Raw genomic sequence first — 16,583 nt, forward strand, 5'->3', positions numbered from 1 at the left:
ATCAATCATCATTTTCAAACTTGACCATAAACTTGTCTATTTTTTTCATTTTCTCTAATCTTACAGCATCTTCTTCTTTGATAAATTTAGTGTAAATTTTAAGAGTAATGGACACATCTTTATGACCTAAAGTTTTACTTACATACACAATATCTGCTCCATTTGAAATCAATTGTGATGCAAAAGTATGCCTTAAATTATATAAGACTCTCTCTTTTATACTGCTTCTTTTGAGTATATTTCTAAAGTTGACTCCAATAACATCATGGTTATAAAAAGGTCTATTAGAGGGATTAAGAAAAATATATTTTTGCCATCCTGTAAGCTCTTGTTGTTCTAAAAAAGCTTTTTCAGTAGCAGGGAAAAGATCTATACTACGTTTTCCTGCATTGGTTTTTACAGGCCCATCAACTACTGCTTTCGACCTAGGCGAACGAAGTCTTGTTTTGTTTACACTGATAATTTTGCGACTAAAATCTATATCTGTCCATGTTAAGGCAACAAGTTCACCTGGCCGCATACCTGTTGAAAGCATGATTTTTATAAAATTTGCCATATATCCTGTAGCGTGACTCATGATAGTATTGATTTCATCTTGTGTGAAAGGATCTTGAGACTCTTCTTCCTCCATAGCATTTGGAAGCATTTTGGGAGCGGTTACTTTTTCAAGCGGATTTCTAGGAATAATATCATTAATAAAGGCTTTTTTAAACATGGAATACAATATCGAACGATAACGCTGTACTGTTGAATGTTTATATTTTGACAGCAATTGATTTTGCCATTTCTCTAAGTCAAGTGGTGTCAATGTAGTCAATAATCTATGTCCAAAATATGGTAGTATTTGCTTCCTATAGTGACAAATATTACGATAGAGAGTATGTTCTCTCAATTGCGTTTTTTGTAACTCAAAATACTCTTGAGCAAATTCATTAAGCGTCCATTCTTTATATTCATCTTTACACTTTTCTGGTTCTTTCCCTAGTCCAACAACTATATCTGGGATTATTTGCTTTTTAACAATTCTGAGCCCACTTTGGCTTGCTTTTTCTTTTGTTGTCCCTCTTTTACGTTGACCACTGGGCAAATAAAAGTCTAGATACCAATATCCAAATAACTCTTTTATAGTAAATTTTATGTCTGCATAAACATATTTGACAATTTGCTTAGCCAACTTTCATACCTTTATTTTGTAAAAACTTATTTGAAATTGGATGTATTTGTTGTGGTGACTTCTCAATTTTATTATTTTTTCGTTCTTTTTTATACATGAGAATTGACTCTGGTATAAATACAATAACATCGTTATGATCAAGAAAATAATGCACATTCTTTTGAAATCTTCCATCCGTTATATAGTTGTCGATAGTCTTGGTACTTACACATAAAAACTTCGCAACTTGCTTTTTAGTAGTTATACTATCCATCGTTAAGACGAACAGTTGCCTCATTAAACTCAGCTCATTTTTGATATCAATTAATACATTTTCTAATTCTTCAAACATGGCAAGTCAATTCTTAGAATTCGACATAAACCCATGGTCAAGCCAATATGTTCGAGCTATACTTGAGAGGATTGCTGCAATTAGATTGTAATCGCCTATTTTGGAGGCATAAAGTAATTTTAAATCACGCCCATTTTTACGATCATTAAGACCCTTTATAGCTTTATAGATAAGTTTGTGAATTGCTGCTAAACAAACTTCACGATCTATATTATTCGCAGAAGAGGGGTTAGCAATAAATTTTTTTGATTTTGAAAATTTTTCAACCCATTGTGATATTTCAGCAAAAGTACTCATGAAAAAAAGCTTTTTTAGTATATTTTCATTAACATCTTTAGATGCACATACACCAAATTCTTTAATTATAAAAATGTTATAATCATCCTTAACCGTAAGGTCAAGGAGATCAACAGGGGCGGTCGAACTCATATTTTCTCCTTTATCATTATAATGTATTAAATAACATAATATTTCGTATATTATCATTATTATGATTACAATGTCAAGATTATGGGGAAAATATTGTTTGATTTTAAAAATATTTCTATAATAGAACGGATTATTTACGTTCGTAATCACATGAAATTAACGCAAAAAGAATTTGCAGATAAAATCAATGTAAGTTTACGAAATATTCAAAATTATGAATCTGGTGGAGTGGCGGCACTACCGCACACTTTTTTTCTTCAATTATTTACTCAGTTAGATATCAATCCATCATTTATTTTCTTAGGCTCTCTTCCTATATTTCTTAACCCTAATAGTGCAAGTGGGGAAGATAATGATGAGCTTCAAAATCTCGTTGATGATGTTATCTTATATAGTGGATCTCGGAACAATGCTGCAAAACTTGTCAAAAGCACATTGATAGATGCAATATTGATTAAATTATTTGATCATAACAATGCAGCAAACTTTTTTAAAAAAATTGGTGAAAAACTGTTGAAATTTTTTGACCTAGAAGATTCTATTAGAGCAAGACCATATTTATTTTTATATTACTTTTTTAAAATCACACTTTTATCAACGCAGCAAAAAAGTATTCAATCTAAACAAGACCTCGTGAATGCAATTAATGATTTTCAGCTGGGATCATTAAATACAAGACCATTATTTTTACGTTCTTTTTCAAAATATATGGCTAGTTTAATAAATACAAAGCTAGATGATGATGAATGTCACATTCTATTAGATAATGTATCTATCACTCTTAATGTAATTGAACAAAACATGCCACCGTTTTTGTTAGAGTATCACGCTAAGCAATTTTCATAAAGAATATGTTTATAAGAGAAAAGGCTAGAAGCCTTTTCTCTTAACCCATCTGTAAAATCCATCATATGTGGGTTTCTGAAGAATATCCATTTCCGAAATGATCAATTTATGAACAGATGCTAGAGATATACCTTTTGCAATAAAAAATTGAATTTTATCTTCATATAAATCCCATAGACTGGTACGCTTTTTTTTCAATTGTATTTCCATGATTTTTTCCTATTCATTGAATATATTTACCTATTTGTTTTATTTCTTATAATTTAAAAGTACTTTATCATATCGCTCAATTCTTATCTCAGGTAATGCTCCGTAATACTTGCCCTCTCATGTTTCATTTCCCAGCTTACTTGCTGTAGTGCTTGATCGTAAGTCAACCCGCCAATTACTTGAATCTTTGAAAAACGCTCCCGTGCAAAATTCCATCTCAATCCATGACTACCTTGGTAGTCTTGGTTAGTGATTTGAGCAGCTTTTTTAAGAGCGATTCTGTATTTATTCGCATCTATGCAAAAAACATCATGTTTCAATAAATGAGCTTTTAGCTGTTTATAGGTGTTAACACTGACAAGTAAGATACCAGGCTTGCCACCTTTTTCGATGTCAAATATTCGACCTTTTTGCATAGCTTCTAAGCTATCATATTCAATCCCTTGGAGTTGTTCTACTTTGCTATTGGTATCATCTATTCTTATATAGTCAATACTGTCACTTAATCGATTATCGTGTAGCTTCTGTGTTTTGATAGAGAGCAAAGGGTCAATGCGCTTGTCAAGGGCGGAGTTAAATTCAGCAGTTTTTTCGTAAAAAAATTACGAAACGTAACCTTAAGCACCTTGCGTTATTTCTTCTCCTTTCACCGAATTTTTAGCTTTAAACTTATACAAATCTGAATCTACGATTCCCTCATCTTTTTTCTCTTTTAAACGAAATGAATCTCCTAGAATATTGATAATATGGGAGTGATGTAATAATCTATCTAAAATGGCAGTCGTTACCACTTTATCATTGGCAAAGATGCCACTCCACTGACTAAAGACGAGATTGGATGTAACGATAGTTGCACCACGTTCATAGCGTTTAGAGATCACTTGAAAGAAATGATGAGCATCTTCTTTGCTCATTGGGAAATAGCCAATCTCATCAATGACTAATAACGCTGGTGCCATAATGGCTTGACGTATAAATGAATCATAGCGTTTCTCTTTTTTTGCGTTACTCATCTGCAAAATAAGATCAGCTACTGTGATAAATCTTGCTTTAATACGTTTTTGAACAGCTTGATACGCCAGTGCAATAGCCAGATGGGTTTTCCCAACACCAGAGTGTCCAAGAAGGATGATATTTTCATTTCGCTTGATAAACTCTAATGTTGAGAGCTCCTCAATTTGTCTTCTATTTACACCAACTGTGAAATTAAAATCAAACTGTTCAAGTGTTTTAATGGTTGGAAATCCTGCCATTTTTGTCAAAGTAGCACGAGAGCGTACAGCTCTATTGTTTGCTTCGAGTTTGAGTATCTCATAAAGATATTCACCATATTTCCAACCCTCTTTTGCGGCACGATTAGCCATTTCATGATGAACGTCATTAACGGTTGAGAGTTGAAGCTCTTTGCATAACGTTTCGATATGTGTATTTAATGCCATAATATACCTCCTAGCGTATAGGCAGGTAAAACTATATACGCTAACATAGGTATAAATTGATCGTAACTTTGAAGATCACGAGTGGGAATGTGAATAGTTATTCTATTGGATGTTTGGCTATCTTGTGTTACACTTTTAGTGGTGGCTTTGAGCGGGTGTATCCCATGATAAGTCTTAGGCAGAGGAAGCAACTGCAATTGCTCTTCTGCTAACAGATCAAACGGTCTGTGGAGTGTTGTTTGATGTATTCTCGCATTTGCTGTAAAATCTAACCAATCTATGACTGCCGCATTGGCATTTTCTAATGTCATCTTATAGCCCATCAGGGAAAGTCTCACTTTAAACATATTGTGAAAACTGTATCGGAAATAGTGATTAAATCTCTCTACTTTTCCCTTGGTTTGTGCACGATAAGGTTTACAAACTTTTAAAGCCATACCACAATGTTTTTGGGCAAAGTCGCGGAATTGTTCATTGAATTTATGCTTACCATATCCATAAGCATTGCGTTTGGAAATAACCGTCTTCATATTATCATAGAGTGCCTCATGTGGCACACCACCAAAATAACTAAAGGCGTTCATGTGGCATTTTATGAGAGTGTCTACTTTCTCATCCATCACATATTCCACATAAGATGCTCTAGAGTATCCCATAGTTGCAACAAATGCAGATAAATTATCTTTGGGAAATTCAACCCAATCCACTTGCATCTGTTGAGCCTTGTTTGTCTCAAATCTGACAAGTGGTTCTTCGTTTTTTACTTTCTGACGAAGCTCATAACGAAGCATAATATCTTTCATCCACCGAAGACTTCCTCGATAACCAAGTTTCTGAATCTCATCATATATGGATGTATTGGGGATAGAAATACCTAATGCGTGTGCCTCTTCTAGCATTCTTGCTATATTGGGCAGATACGGATCAACCGTTGTCTCTACAGGTTCTCTTTTTATAACAGGAATATAACCCTCTGGCAGCTTCGCATACTTCGCAACGGTATCTCTGTTAATGTCAAGTTTACGTGCAATAGCACTCTTACTCAGACCATCTTTGAGCATCTTATGAATCATTTTTACATCACCTTTTTTAAGCATCTGTCTCCTTTCAATATATTTGAAAAAAGACTTTAGCAGAACTAATCTGCTCATTTAAGCTTTTGGTTGTAAAAACTACTTTTTAGCAGCTTTTTATACTGCCCATTTTAACTCCGCCCTTGACATTAAAGAGTTGTGAGGCTCATCAGGATTGGTGTAAGCCGTTCCACTCGCTGCTATTTTTATGGTTATAGTGTACATTGTTTTTTTCCTTTATGTTATTTATCTCTTTTATTGATATAGATAGTAAAATCAACTTTTCGACCGATCATCTCAGAAAAGGCTTCAATATTTTCGATGCGAAAAATATATTTGCCTTTATCTAAAGAAATAGTCGTAATATCTCTTGTGTATGCTCCACTGCCATTACCTTTTGTCATGTAGAGATTATCTGCAATTAACTTCTTCGTATTGTCTTGATTGATTTGATGTATCGTTATTTTGATAGGAACAACGGTTCCATCACAATCATACGTTTCATCGATCAAATCACCCAATTCACTCTTTGCTAGTCTATAATCTACATATCCTACTTGCTTCCCATCACGTGGGTCATAGCTATTAAATCCTAGAAATTTCCATACTCTTTTACCATCCAGACCGCCATCTTCCTTGCGATCATGAACGGCAAACTGTAAAATCAAATGATAACTCCACGATTCCTCTATCTTTACTTCCTTTTCCACCACACTTCCCGCTTGGCTTAAGTCGATAGGAATACTAATGGGGTTTGGATTGCTACCAAAGAGCAAGCTAAACCAACCTGCATTTAAAAAACTAAGTAGTACCATGGTGATTACTCCTATTTTTAGCATTTTGTTTCCTTTGCAAGAGGTTGAATATCTACTACTTTTCCTTGTTGAAAGGTAACTTGAAAAGCTTGTAGTCCCTCAGTTGGGTATTGTGTTTCATTTTGGAATGTCATCCATATTTGACTATCATCAGGATGAAGTGTTTGTGCTTGTATGACACGGTAAGGGTCTGCATCATCCTTCCAATGTTTTGGGTCTGCAATGACTCTAAAAGCATAAGCTCCTCCACTAAGATGTGCTTGATAAGGATTCATCCCAAGTGTTATCTCTCCTTTTATAACAGCATCTTGAATGGTTTGAGGAAACAACTCAGGATAGGACACTATGGCATGTGCCACTTTTGTTTCTCGTGTAGTTTGCTGTTCTGTTTGGTTCATTCTACTTTCCTTGCTTTTTGTATAGTTTTTCTAGCTCACGCCACCCTGTTTTCTTCACCACGTTGTGCCCCTTTGTGTTGAATTTCATTTCTTACATGTAAAGATTTTAGTGTTGTAAAATGTTTACATGTAAAAAGGTAAAAGTTCCCACTACTCCCCTCCCCAACATCGCCATACGTCCCAACCACTTCACCTAAAGCATTGATGCTATAATTAATGCCATTGGTACTCAATGCTGTTTTAAAGGTTGTATTTGAAAGTAGTGTGTCATCGAAACTCTCTAAAGTATCTAACCCATAACGATAGACCATGGTGGAAAGGAGTAAGGTAGAAAGTGTGTCACTCGGTGTAGTGGTAAGTGTGGTTTGAAGATTGGTGATGAGTTCATCTTTACTTAAAGATTCACCGTACAGGGCATCACTGAGGAAGGCTATCATTTGGGAATATTGAAGCTCTTTATAGGCTTCATTCATCGCCACACTGGCTTCAGTTCCTATAACATCAGATGTCGTTACTCCATCGGCAACCATACTAAAGCTTTTTCCTGCAAAGGCTTCTAAGATGGCAACATCTCTGGCATAGGCATAGACTTCTTTGACTTTAATGGGTGTTGCATTGATATATCCGTAAGGATGGTTAAGGATGTATTGTTCTCCTCTGGTTGCCGTGGCACTGATGGTATCGGTACCACTCCAACGTGCGACCATATCTTTAAAGGTGGTACTAAAGTTAGCAAAGCTCATAGAAGAAGCATTGTTAAGAAGGTTAGTAACTTTAGCTTCTAAGACACTATCATCATTCATCGCATCTCTTAGGTCTTTGACTCTGCCACTGCCTTCAATGGTTGGAAGTGCCGCAACGCTTTCTTTGATGGGTGTGGTGTAGTCATAGGTGGTATCGGATTTGTTTTGGTAAAACCAGACGTCATTGATGGTTTTTGTTTGTCCATCTTGGGTAAAAGAAGAACTATCTGAGATTTGGTTATAAGCTTCTGAGGTTGAAGTCTCTGTGGCGTTTAGGTTAATGGAGGTGATGTTTAACTCTTCGAGTGTTTTAAGTTCATCTGAGGTACTGATACCATCGCTGTTGGTGTCCATCCAGACTTTAAGATGCGCGTAAATGCTATCTTTGGTATCTATGATATTATCATGATTTAGATCGTATTGGCTTAGGGCTGCAAAGCCATCTTTAGCTAAGGTACCATTTGCTAGTTTCGTGTTATTTCCAAAAAGTTCAGCTCCGTTAGTAACAACACCATCATTGTTTAAATCTAGGGTTAAGAGGCCATCACTACTTTCAGCCCATGATGTTCGTTCTTTAAAGCCATCTCCGTCCATATCGAAGTAAGTATTGGTTTGGGCAATGAAGGTTGATGTGGTTCCGTTTCCGTTTAGGTCTAGGACGAGTGGTGAGGAGAAGTTTTCGTTATGGCCTTCATTGTTGGAAACATCTGGGAGAATATCCTCAGCCAAATCAAACTCTTTTAGCCAATTTAAAATTCCGTCTTTAATCAGGTTAATATCATTCATTATTTCATCGGGATCGTAATTGTTAGAATCAAGGTAATCCAAAACAGCAAAACCTATACCAATGCCTATTAAAACAAAAAAAGGGGACAGGCTACTTTTTATCCTACTTTTTTCTTTTTTTTCTCTCAACATACCGTCTCTTTGTGTTTACTAGTGATTGGTTTTAGCTCACGCCACTTCACTCTTTTCCCCATCATTTGCTTCCCTTGGTTTTTGTTTTTGTCTTTACATGTAAAAAGATTTATTTCTATTTGAGTGAACACTATGCTAGTTCCTTACTAGAAATATGTGTTTTTAACATATTTCTCGCTTTGGCACCATAACGGAAATTGAGCATGGCAAGTTTGAGGAAGTATTCGCTTTGTTCATGCGATACAGCCTCTAACTGACAAAAGCGTGCCACCGTTTGAATATGACGCAAGCGGTGGTAATGTCTTGGTTTACTGGTTTGAATAGAATTAGGAATATCATTGTAAATATAATTCATTGTGGGATGTACACTAAAGCGCTCTTTACGGTATAAAAGACGAAGAAGTGTTAGGACATCATTAAAAATAGCATGATCGTTTGAAAATGTTACATCTCTTGCTATATCCGTGGTAATAATAGCACCGTTATGAATCGACCTTGGAGCTAAGATAAGTTCTTCAAGCGTTAGATTGGTTGGATCTACACTACGATTGATTCTTGCAAGATGGATGTTATAGGGCATAGTAGCAGGTAGTTCTAAGAGAAGATCATCAGCATCAACTTTACAAACATAGGTACCTTTAACATGCTGCAAGCCTATGTTAAAAGGTAAACCATCATGCCCTGATTGATAAGGTGTTTTGAGATAGGTAAATCCACTTTGTTTTGCAAGAGCAATAATGGCTGTATCTGTTGAGCAATCATCAACTAAGATAACTTCTAAAGGATCAAGAACACGAATATTTTCCAGACATGTTTTAAAAGCTTCATACGGTGGATTATAAAAGGGTACTACAATACTTAAATGCTGATGGATCATTTTATTTTCTTTCATGTAACCTTATTTTTTTAAAGGCGGTTATTGTCTATGTCCTACGGACACATTTTACATGTAAAGGCAATACGTGACTAAAGTAATGTATAAAGAGCGATTATCACACGTTGAGGAAATGTTAGAGAGAAACTATAGTAGGAAGGAAAGAGATTGAAGTCCATTAACGTTTGATCAATACTTTTTACCATCCAGATAATTCTACAGCTCAATACGCCCCCGTTTTGAGTTACGCAAATATATCTGATTGTCTAATGGGATATTATTTTATTCCCTTTAACCTTAAAATAGTAATAAATAGTATTATTGTTTAAATAATGCTACGAAAACATGTAAATAATGCATATTTACTAAATTGCTATATATTCGCATTTTGATTATTTTATAGTTTTGCAAGAAGTAATACTAAAATCTCATTCTAATAGAAAAAGACTTAAATAGCACTTCGTCCGATACTAATTACAAAAAATTCTATTTTCCCCTTTCATAATTACTTTCATATAAGCTAAAATTTCTTTTATACAAATGGTGTAATTTCTTCAAGGACGGCAAAAGAAGTGAAAAAAAATGAAACAACAATATAAAAAAATATCGTGTCAACTTTTGAGTATTTCAGAATCAAAATACTACAAAGACATAGCAAAAGAATCGCCTCCATTAATTTATGATTTTTTACAGTATTTCTCCCCTATTTATATTAGCGAGCAAATATATAAAATAAAATCTTCTCTCAAATATTTAAAAAATTATAAAAACTTGGATACTTCAATCAAAAAAAATATTGAATATGAACAACAATGGTCAGATAATGAAAAAATTATTCCACTTAATAATGAACTAAATTTAACCGTCAAAGAACATGAAACAGAATTAGACGTTTATAATCGTATGAAAAAAATATATGATCACGAAGAGAATGATCAAAATAAAGAAATTGAAACTTCTATAGATTTAAAAAATGAAGAAAATCCAATGTTAAAAAAACTAGAAAAAGATTTTTTTGACACTCTTTTTATATTGGAATATTCTAAATTAACACCTGAGCAACAAGATGATATGTTTAATAAAATACTAGATATTTTAAAGCAATTTGAAATTTCATGTAAAACGAGTATCTTAGAGAGTATAAAAACTACAAAACAAGAGGATAATACAGGGTCTAGTACACACAATGAAAAAATAGAATCTATAAAAACAAAATATTTCAAACACTATGAAGATCTCAAATCAAATGAATTAACACTAAAACAAAAAACGCGAAAAAAAGAAAAAATGACAACTTTATATAAACAATTGAGTGAAGAAGTAAATTCTTCTGAAGAAGCCAAACACATTCTTGGCTATGAAAAATGTGCTCTATTACCTATAGTTAAGAAGGAAGAACGACAAAAACAAAAAATGATAGATGAATCTACCTATGTAATGGATCAATTTCATTCAGAAAATTTTCTTTACATGCGAGAGAAAATTAAAGAAGACTTTACGCGACTCTCGAATTCTTATAAAGCATTTTTAAATACTTATAAAATAGATGACGCATTTGATCAAATATGGAAACTTACTTTTGATCAGTGGGCAGAAGAACTTGGATATATACCTTATTGTGAAGAAGAATATCATATATATCCAAGAGAATTTTATCTTTTTGAGATAAAAGGCAATCTACAAATTGAGCATCGATATTTACTGAGATATTATCATTTTATTCGAAATGAATGCTTTAATATACTATTAAAAATCCATAATAGAGCATAAAAAATGACAATTTTAGATAATTAAACATTGTTATAATATGTAATATTTTATGTATTATTATACTTAAAAGTGTCAATAAAAGATGATAAAAGTATGTGTTCTTAGCTAACTATTTTTTATAAAACACCTAAATTTAAGGATTTTGAACATGTTTTTCCATGAGTTCGAGTCCGGCCTCAGGTACCACCCTAACTCCCTAAAATACGATATTCCAAACCTTAAACTTTACTGGTGTCAATAATTGTCAAAATCATGCAATTATTTTGCTGATATCAACGGTTATTGTTCCCGTATAATGATTACGATTGACTTCATCTGTTTCATGACCCATTTGATGAAGAATCCAATCAAGAGGCAATCCAAATTGCTTTAGCATTGTATTATGCATTCGCCTCATTTTTTGTAAACCACCACCGCCTACAATATGAAGCTTTTTACACAATTCTTGAATAGATTGCGTAATGCTTGTTTCACTAAAATAGGGTTTGCCCTCTTTGGAATGAAACACATAGGTTGAAAGTCCCGTAAGCTGTCTTTGGGTTAAAAGAGCTTGTTTTGCTTGAGGGATTAAATCAATCAATCTGATCTTATCTCCTTTTGGCAAATCAATCGTACCTTTACGCACTCTCATGCACACATTGATTTTATTTTTATCCAAATCAATATTTTCCCATTTTAATCCTATATGGAGCACTCGATATTGAAGGATTTGGAGAATACGCATTAAATTCATCAGAGATTTTTGCTGGATTATCAATCACTTTTACAATGCAATCAACAATATCATCAATATATGTAAAATCTCTACTCATATGTCCAACGTAAACTTCCCTCATAGCCTAACTGTCAAGGGCGGAGTTAAAATGGGCAGTATAAAAAGCTGCTAAAAAGTAGTTTTTACAACCAAAAGCTTAAATGAGCAGATTAGTTCTGCTAAAGTCTTTTTTCAAATATATTGAAAGGAGACAGATGCTTAAAAAAGGTGATGTAAAAATGATTCATAAGATGCTCAAAGATGGTCTGAGTAAGAGTGCTATTGCACGTAAACTTGACATTAACAGAGATACCGTTGCGAAGTATGCGAAGCTGCCAGAGGGTTATATTCCTGTTATAAAAAGAGAACCTGTAGAGACAACGGTTGATCCGTATCTGCCCAATATAGCAAGAATGCTAGAAGAGGCACACGCATTAGGTATTTCTATCCCCAATACATCCATATATGATGAGATTCAGAAACTTGGTTATCGAGGAAGTCTTCGGTGGATGAAAGATATTATGCTTCGTTATGAGCTTCGTCAGAAAGTAAAAAACGAAGAACCACTTGTCAGATTTGAGACAAACAAGGCTCAACAGATGCAAGTGGATTGGGTTGAATTTCCCAAAGATAATTTATCTGCATTTGTTGCAACTATGGGATACTCTAGAGCATCTTATGTGGAATATGTGATGGATGAGAAAGTAGACACTCTCATAAAATGCCACATGAACGCCTTTAGTTATTTTGGTGGTGTGCCACATGAGGCACTCTATGATAATATGAAGACGGTTATTTCCAAACGCAATGCTTATGGATATGGTAAGCATAAATTCAATGAACAATTCCGCGACTTTGCCCAAAAACATTGTGGTATGGCTTTAAAAGTTTGTAAACCTTATCGTGCACAAACCAAGGGAAAAGTAGAGAGATTTAATCACTATTTCCGATACAGTTTTCACAATATGTTTAAAGTGAGACTTTCCCTGATGGGCTATAAGATGACATTAGAAAATGCCAATGCGGCAGTCATAGATTGGTTAGATTTTACAGCAAATGCGAGAATACATCAAACAACACTCCACAGACCGTTTGATCTGTTAGCAGAAGAGCAATTGCAGTTGCTTCCTCTGCCTAAGACTTATCATGGGATACACCCGCTCAAAGCCACCACTAAAAGTGTAACACAAGATAGCCAAACATCCAATAGAATAACTATTCACATTCCCACTCGTGATCTTCAAAGTTACGATCAATTTATACCTATGTTAGCGTATATAGTTTTACCTGCCTATACGCTAGGAGGTATATTATGGCATTAAATACACATATCGAAACGTTATGCAAAGAGCTTCAACTCTCAACCGTTAATGACGTTCATCATGAAATGGCTAATCGTGCCGCAAAAGAGGGTTGGAAATATGGTGAATATCTTTATGAGATACTCAAACTCGAAGCAAACAATAGAGCTGTACGCTCTCGTGCTACTTTGACAAAAATGGCAGGATTTCCAACCATTAAAACACTTGAACAGTTTGATTTTAATTTCACAGTTGGTGTAAATAGAAGACAAATTGAGGAGCTCTCAACATTAGAGTTTATCAAGCGAAATGAAAATATCATCCTTCTTGGACACTCTGGTGTTGGGAAAACCCATCTGGCTATTGCACTGGCGTATCAAGCTGTTCAAAAACGTATTAAAGCAAGATTTATCACAGTAGCTGATCTTATTTTGCAGATGAGTAACGCAAAAAAAGAGAAACGCTATGATTCATTTATACGTCAAGCCATTATGGCACCAGCGTTATTAGTCATTGATGAGATTGGCTATTTCCCAATGAGCAAAGAAGATGCTCATCATTTCTTTCAAGTGATCTCTAAACGCTATGAACGTGGTGCAACTATCGTTACATCCAATCTCGTCTTTAGTCAGTGGAGTGGCATCTTTGCCAATGATAAAGTGGTAACGACTGCCATTTTAGATAGATTATTACATCACTCCCATATTATCAATATTCTAGGAGATTCATTTCGTTTAAAAGAGAAAAAAGATGAGGGAATCGTAGATTCAGATTTGTATAAGTTTAAAGCTAAAAATTCGGTGAAAGGAGAAGAAATAACGCAAGGTGCTTAAGGTTACGTTTCGTAATTTTTTTACGAAAAAACTGCTGAATTTAACTCCGCCCTTGACAGGTATTACCAGTAGTAGTGACAGCCATCCCCATCCCCACTGCTACAGCAGGGATGGAAGTAACGTGCATTTTATCTGTAAGCGAGGTGTCATCTCCTAAAACGGTTTCTAGCGAGATATTTGAACCTGCAATACCAACATAATTACCACTAATCTTCAGTGTATGATTTAAATTTTGCCAGTAAATCAAACCTGCATTTGTGACATGACCTATTATATCGCCGCCCAGGTTGAGGTTGAGCGTGGAAGAGGCGTCGATATCCACATTGCCTATAAGAGCAAGAGTTGCAGGGCTGTTGAGAGTAGCACTGTTTTTAAGGAATAAACCATACCCTGTGTCATTTCCTGTAATAAGCGTACCATCAGTAAGGGTGACATTAGAAGCATCTATATTAACCGTTTCCCAATTCACAAGAACAGCACCAGCAAGACTCTGCATTGTTTCTAGGAATGTGAAGGTGTTCATAGCGCCATCAGAATCAATGCCTAAAAGATCGACTATTTCGACCATAGGTTCTTGGTCATCCCCATAGGGGAAATAGTAGGGGTTGATGCTGTTACTACCATCAAGCAAGGTGGCACTAGAAATATCGGCTTTTGATTGTCAAGGGCGGAGTTAAATTCAGCAGTTTTTTCGTAAAAAAATTACGAAACGTAACCTTAAGCACCTTGCGTTATTTCTTCTCCTTTCACCGAATTTTTAGCTTTAAACTTATACAAATCTGAATCTACGATTCCCTCATCTTTTTTCTCTTTTAAACGAAATGAATCTCCTAGAATATTGATAATATGGGAGTGATGTAATAATCTATCTAAAATGGCAGTCGTTACCACTTTATCATTGGCAAAGATGCCACTCCACTGACTAAAGACGAGATTGGATGTAACGATAGTTGCACCACGTTCATAGCGTTTAGAGATCACTTGAAAGAAATGATGAGCATCTTCTTTGCTCATTGGGAAATAGCCAATCTCATCAATGACTAATAACGCTGGTGCCATAATGGCTTGACGTATAAATGAATCATAGCGTTTCTCTTTTTTTGCGTTACTCATCTGCAAAATAAGATCAGCTACTGTGATAAATCTTGCTTTAATACGTTTTTGAACAGCTTGATACGCCAGTGCAATAGCCAGATGGGTTTTCCCAACACCAGAGTGTCCAAGAAGGATGATATTTTCATTTCGCTTGATAAACTCTAATGTTGAGAGCTCCTCAATTTGTCTTCTATTTACACCAACTGTGAAATTAAAATCAAACTGTTCAAGTGTTTTAATGGTTGGAAATCCTGCCATTTTTGTCAAAGTAGCACGAGAGCGTACAGCTCTATTGTTTGCTTCGAGTTTGAGTATCTCATAAAGATATTCACCATATTTCCAACCCTCTTTTGCGGCACGATTAGCCATTTCATGATGAACGTCATTAACGGTTGAGAGTTGAAGCTCTTTGCATAACGTTTCGATATGTGTATTTAATGCCATAATATACCTCCTAGCGTATAGGCAGGTAAAACTATATACGCTAACATAGGTATAAATTGATCGTAACTTTGAAGATCACGAGTGGGAATGTGAATAGTTATTCTATTGGATGTTTGGCTATCTTGTGTTACACTTTTAGTGGTGGCTTTGAGCGGGTGTATCCCATGATAAGTCTTAGGCAGAGGAAGCAACTGCAATTGCTCTTCTGCTAACAGATCAAACGGTCTGTGGAGTGTTGTTTGATGTATTCTCGCATTTGCTGTAAAATCTAACCAATCTATGACTGCCGCATTGGCATTTTCTAATGTCATCTTATAGCCCATCAGGGAAAGTCTCACTTTAAACATATTGTGAAAACTGTATCGGAAATAGTGATTAAATCTCTCTACTTTTCCCTTGGTTTGTGCACGATAAGGTTTACAAACTTTTAAAGCCATACCACAATGTTTTTGGGCAAAGTCGCGGAATTGTTCATTGAATTTATGCTTACCATATCCATAAGCATTGCGTTTGGAAATAACCGTCTTCATATTATCATAGAGTGCCTCATGTGGCACACCACCAAAATAACTAAAGGCGTTCATGTGGCATTTTATGAGAGTGTCTACTTTCTCATCCATCACATATTCCACATAAGATGCTCTAGAGTATCCCATAGTTGCAACAAATGCAGATAAATTATCTTTGGGAAATTCAACCCAATCCACTTGCATCTGTTGAGCCTTGTTTGTCTCAAATCTGACAAGTGGTTCTTCGTTTTTTACTTTCTGACGAAGCTCATAACGAAGCATAATATCTTTCATCCACCGAAGACTTCCTCGATAACCAAGTTTCTGAATCTCATCATATATGGATGTATTGGGGATAGAAATACCTAATGCGTGTGCCTCTTCTAGCATTCTTGCTATATTGGGCAGATACGGATCAACCGTTGTCTCTACAGGTTCTCTTTTTATAACAGGAATATAACCCTCTGGCAGCTTCGCATACTTCGCAACGGTATCTCTGTTAATGTCAAGTTTACGTGCAATAGCACTCTTACTCAGACCATCTTTGAGCATCTTATGAATCATTTTTACATCACCTTTTTTAAGCATCTGTCTCCTTTCAATATATTTGAAAAAAGACTTTAGCAG

Annotated in this window: 18 protein-coding genes; 4 read left to right on the forward strand and 14 right to left on the reverse strand. The window is 35.0% G+C overall.

What is annotated here, in order from left to right; translation table 11 throughout:
- Window position 1 precedes the first annotated feature (1 nt).
- From SDEL_RS06285 to SDEL_RS06295, 3 genes are read right to left on the reverse strand one after another with little or no spacing between them, the layout of a single operon-like run.
- Window positions 2–1,174, reverse strand: coding sequence for a tyrosine-type recombinase/integrase (locus tag SDEL_RS06285; RefSeq protein WP_012857019.1), 1,173 nt, complete (start codon window positions 1,172–1,174; stop codon window positions 2–4).
- Entirely contained in the window at window positions 1,167–1,505 is a 339-nt protein-coding gene (locus SDEL_RS06290) for a hypothetical protein (RefSeq protein WP_012857020.1), read from the reverse strand. Before SDEL_RS06290 ends, SDEL_RS06285 begins: the two co-directional genes overlap by 8 nt.
- Window positions 1,506–1,511: 6 nt before the next feature.
- Window positions 1,512–1,934 carry a hypothetical protein gene (locus SDEL_RS06295; RefSeq protein WP_012857021.1) on the reverse strand — a complete coding sequence of 141 codons (423 nt, stop codon included), beginning with the start codon at window positions 1,932–1,934 and terminating at the stop codon, window positions 1,512–1,514.
- A 93-nt stretch (window positions 1,935–2,027) separates the two neighbouring features.
- Between SDEL_RS06295 and SDEL_RS06300 the strand changes: the two genes are divergently transcribed.
- Window positions 2,028–2,780, forward strand: coding sequence for a helix-turn-helix domain-containing protein (locus SDEL_RS06300; RefSeq protein ID WP_041666319.1), 753 nt, complete (start codon window positions 2,028–2,030; stop codon window positions 2,778–2,780).
- A 293-nt stretch (window positions 2,781–3,073) separates the two neighbouring features.
- Here SDEL_RS06300 and SDEL_RS06310 read toward each other — a convergent pair whose 3' ends face one another.
- The 7 genes from SDEL_RS06310 to SDEL_RS06340 all read right to left on the reverse strand — a co-directional run bounded on the left by SDEL_RS06310 (window position 3,074) and on the right by SDEL_RS06340 (window position 9,268).
- Window positions 3,074–3,535 carry a hypothetical protein gene (locus SDEL_RS06310; protein ID WP_049767068.1) on the reverse strand — a complete coding sequence of 154 codons (462 nt, stop codon included), beginning with the start codon at window positions 3,533–3,535 and terminating at the stop codon, window positions 3,074–3,076.
- 72 nt (window positions 3,536–3,607) lie between these two features.
- Window positions 3,608–4,429 carry an IS21-like element helper ATPase IstB gene (gene istB / locus SDEL_RS06315; RefSeq protein ID WP_012856717.1) on the reverse strand — a complete coding sequence of 274 codons (822 nt, stop codon included), beginning with the start codon at window positions 4,427–4,429 and terminating at the stop codon, window positions 3,608–3,610.
- A complete protein-coding gene (istA, locus tag SDEL_RS06320; RefSeq protein ID WP_012856716.1) occupies window positions 4,420–5,526 on the reverse strand; it encodes an IS21 family transposase in 1,107 nt (368 codons plus the stop codon). The genes istB (SDEL_RS06315) and istA (SDEL_RS06320) overlap by 10 nt, the downstream gene beginning before the upstream one ends.
- A 218-nt stretch (window positions 5,527–5,744) precedes the next feature.
- Complete coding sequence (locus tag SDEL_RS06325; protein ID WP_012857025.1) at window positions 5,745–6,317, reverse strand: DUF5625 family protein; 573 nt, start codon at window positions 6,315–6,317, stop codon at window positions 5,745–5,747.
- Between the two features lie 17 nt (window positions 6,318–6,334).
- Window positions 6,335–6,715 carry a hypothetical protein gene (locus SDEL_RS06330; protein ID WP_012857026.1) on the reverse strand — a complete coding sequence of 127 codons (381 nt, stop codon included), beginning with the start codon at window positions 6,713–6,715 and terminating at the stop codon, window positions 6,335–6,337.
- A 35-nt stretch (window positions 6,716–6,750) separates the two neighbouring features.
- Window positions 6,751–8,376, reverse strand: coding sequence for a hypothetical protein (locus SDEL_RS12285; protein ID WP_012857027.1), 1,626 nt, complete (start codon window positions 8,374–8,376; stop codon window positions 6,751–6,753).
- 130 nt (window positions 8,377–8,506) lie between these two features.
- Window positions 8,507–9,268, reverse strand: coding sequence for a glycosyltransferase family 2 protein (locus tag SDEL_RS06340; RefSeq protein ID WP_012857028.1), 762 nt, complete (start codon window positions 9,266–9,268; stop codon window positions 8,507–8,509).
- Window positions 9,269–9,832: 564 nt separating this feature from the next.
- Here SDEL_RS06340 and SDEL_RS06345 point away from each other — a divergent pair.
- Window positions 9,833–11,020 (forward strand): hypothetical protein, encoded by a 1,188-nt coding sequence (locus SDEL_RS06345; protein WP_012857029.1) that lies wholly within the window; start codon window positions 9,833–9,835, stop codon window positions 11,018–11,020.
- Window positions 11,021–11,270: 250 nt separating this feature from the next.
- Here SDEL_RS06345 and SDEL_RS06350 read toward each other — a convergent pair whose 3' ends face one another.
- Window positions 11,271–11,744 carry a tyrosine-type recombinase/integrase gene (locus SDEL_RS06350; protein ID WP_223295811.1) on the reverse strand — a complete coding sequence of 158 codons (474 nt, stop codon included), beginning with the start codon at window positions 11,742–11,744 and terminating at the stop codon, window positions 11,271–11,273.
- 245 nt (window positions 11,745–11,989) lie between these two features.
- Between SDEL_RS06350 and istA (SDEL_RS06355) the strand changes: the two genes are divergently transcribed.
- Together istA (SDEL_RS06355) and istB (SDEL_RS06360) are read left to right on the forward strand one after the other, a co-directional pair.
- Window positions 11,990–13,096: an IS21 family transposase gene (istA, locus tag SDEL_RS06355; RefSeq protein ID WP_012856716.1), complete on the forward strand. Its 1,107-nt coding sequence runs from the start codon at window positions 11,990–11,992 to the stop codon at window positions 13,094–13,096.
- Window positions 13,087–13,908, forward strand: a complete 822-nt coding sequence (gene istB / locus SDEL_RS06360) for an IS21-like element helper ATPase IstB (protein WP_012856717.1) — start codon at window positions 13,087–13,089, stop codon at window positions 13,906–13,908. The genes istA (SDEL_RS06355) and istB (SDEL_RS06360) overlap by 10 nt, the downstream gene beginning before the upstream one ends.
- A gap of 40 nt (window positions 13,909–13,948) precedes the next feature.
- On the opposite strand, the gene SDEL_RS06365 is transcribed toward istB (SDEL_RS06360), so the two are convergent.
- The 3 genes from SDEL_RS06365 to istA (SDEL_RS06375) all read right to left on the reverse strand — a co-directional run bounded on the left by SDEL_RS06365 (window position 13,949) and on the right by istA (SDEL_RS06375) (window position 16,544).
- A complete protein-coding gene (locus SDEL_RS06365; RefSeq protein ID WP_041666324.1) occupies window positions 13,949–14,476 on the reverse strand; it encodes a hypothetical protein in 528 nt (175 codons plus the stop codon).
- 149 nt (window positions 14,477–14,625) lie between these two features.
- Complete coding sequence (gene istB / locus SDEL_RS06370) at window positions 14,626–15,447, reverse strand: IS21-like element helper ATPase IstB (protein WP_012856717.1); 822 nt, start codon at window positions 15,445–15,447, stop codon at window positions 14,626–14,628.
- A complete protein-coding gene (gene istA, locus SDEL_RS06375; protein WP_012856716.1) occupies window positions 15,438–16,544 on the reverse strand; it encodes an IS21 family transposase in 1,107 nt (368 codons plus the stop codon). The genes istB (SDEL_RS06370) and istA (SDEL_RS06375) overlap by 10 nt, the downstream gene beginning before the upstream one ends.
- Window positions 16,545–16,583 lie beyond the last annotated feature (39 nt).

The organism is Sulfurospirillum deleyianum DSM 6946, from assembly GCF_000024885.1.
Taxonomy (GTDB): Bacteria; Campylobacterota; Campylobacteria; order Campylobacterales; family Sulfurospirillaceae; genus Sulfurospirillum; species Sulfurospirillum deleyianum.

Coding starts and splice junctions, on each gene's coding strand:
- SDEL_RS06330 (WP_012857026.1), bottom strand. CDS start 6,715: ATGAACCAAACAGAACAGCAAACTACACGAGAAACAAAAGTGGCACAT.
- SDEL_RS06340 (WP_012857028.1), bottom strand. CDS start 9,268: ATGAAAGAAAATAAAATGATCCATCAGCATTTAAGTATTGTAGTACCC.
- istB (WP_012856717.1), top strand. CDS start 13,087: ATGGCATTAAATACACATATCGAAACGTTATGCAAAGAGCTTCAACTC.
- istB (WP_012856717.1), bottom strand. CDS start 15,447: ATGGCATTAAATACACATATCGAAACGTTATGCAAAGAGCTTCAACTC.
- SDEL_RS06295 (WP_012857021.1), bottom strand. CDS start 1,934: ATGAGTTCGACCGCCCCTGTTGATCTCCTTGACCTTACGGTTAAGGAT.
- SDEL_RS06325 (WP_012857025.1), bottom strand. CDS start 6,317: ATGGTACTACTTAGTTTTTTAAATGCAGGTTGGTTTAGCTTGCTCTTT.
- SDEL_RS06350 (WP_223295811.1), bottom strand. CDS start 11,744: ATGCGTATTCTCCAAATCCTTCAATATCGAGTGCTCCATATAGGATTA.
- SDEL_RS06345 (WP_012857029.1), top strand. CDS start 9,833: ATGAAACAACAATATAAAAAAATATCGTGTCAACTTTTGAGTATTTCA.
- SDEL_RS12285 (WP_012857027.1), bottom strand. CDS start 8,376: ATGTTGAGAGAAAAAAAAGAAAAAAGTAGGATAAAAAGTAGCCTGTCC.
- istA (WP_012856716.1), bottom strand. CDS start 5,526: ATGCTTAAAAAAGGTGATGTAAAAATGATTCATAAGATGCTCAAAGAT.
- istA (WP_012856716.1), bottom strand. CDS start 16,544: ATGCTTAAAAAAGGTGATGTAAAAATGATTCATAAGATGCTCAAAGAT.
- SDEL_RS06290 (WP_012857020.1), bottom strand. CDS start 1,505: ATGTTTGAAGAATTAGAAAATGTATTAATTGATATCAAAAATGAGCTG.
- istB (WP_012856717.1), bottom strand. CDS start 4,429: ATGGCATTAAATACACATATCGAAACGTTATGCAAAGAGCTTCAACTC.
- istA (WP_012856716.1), top strand. CDS start 11,990: ATGCTTAAAAAAGGTGATGTAAAAATGATTCATAAGATGCTCAAAGAT.
- SDEL_RS06365 (WP_041666324.1), bottom strand. CDS start 14,476: ATGGTCGAAATAGTCGATCTTTTAGGCATTGATTCTGATGGCGCTATG.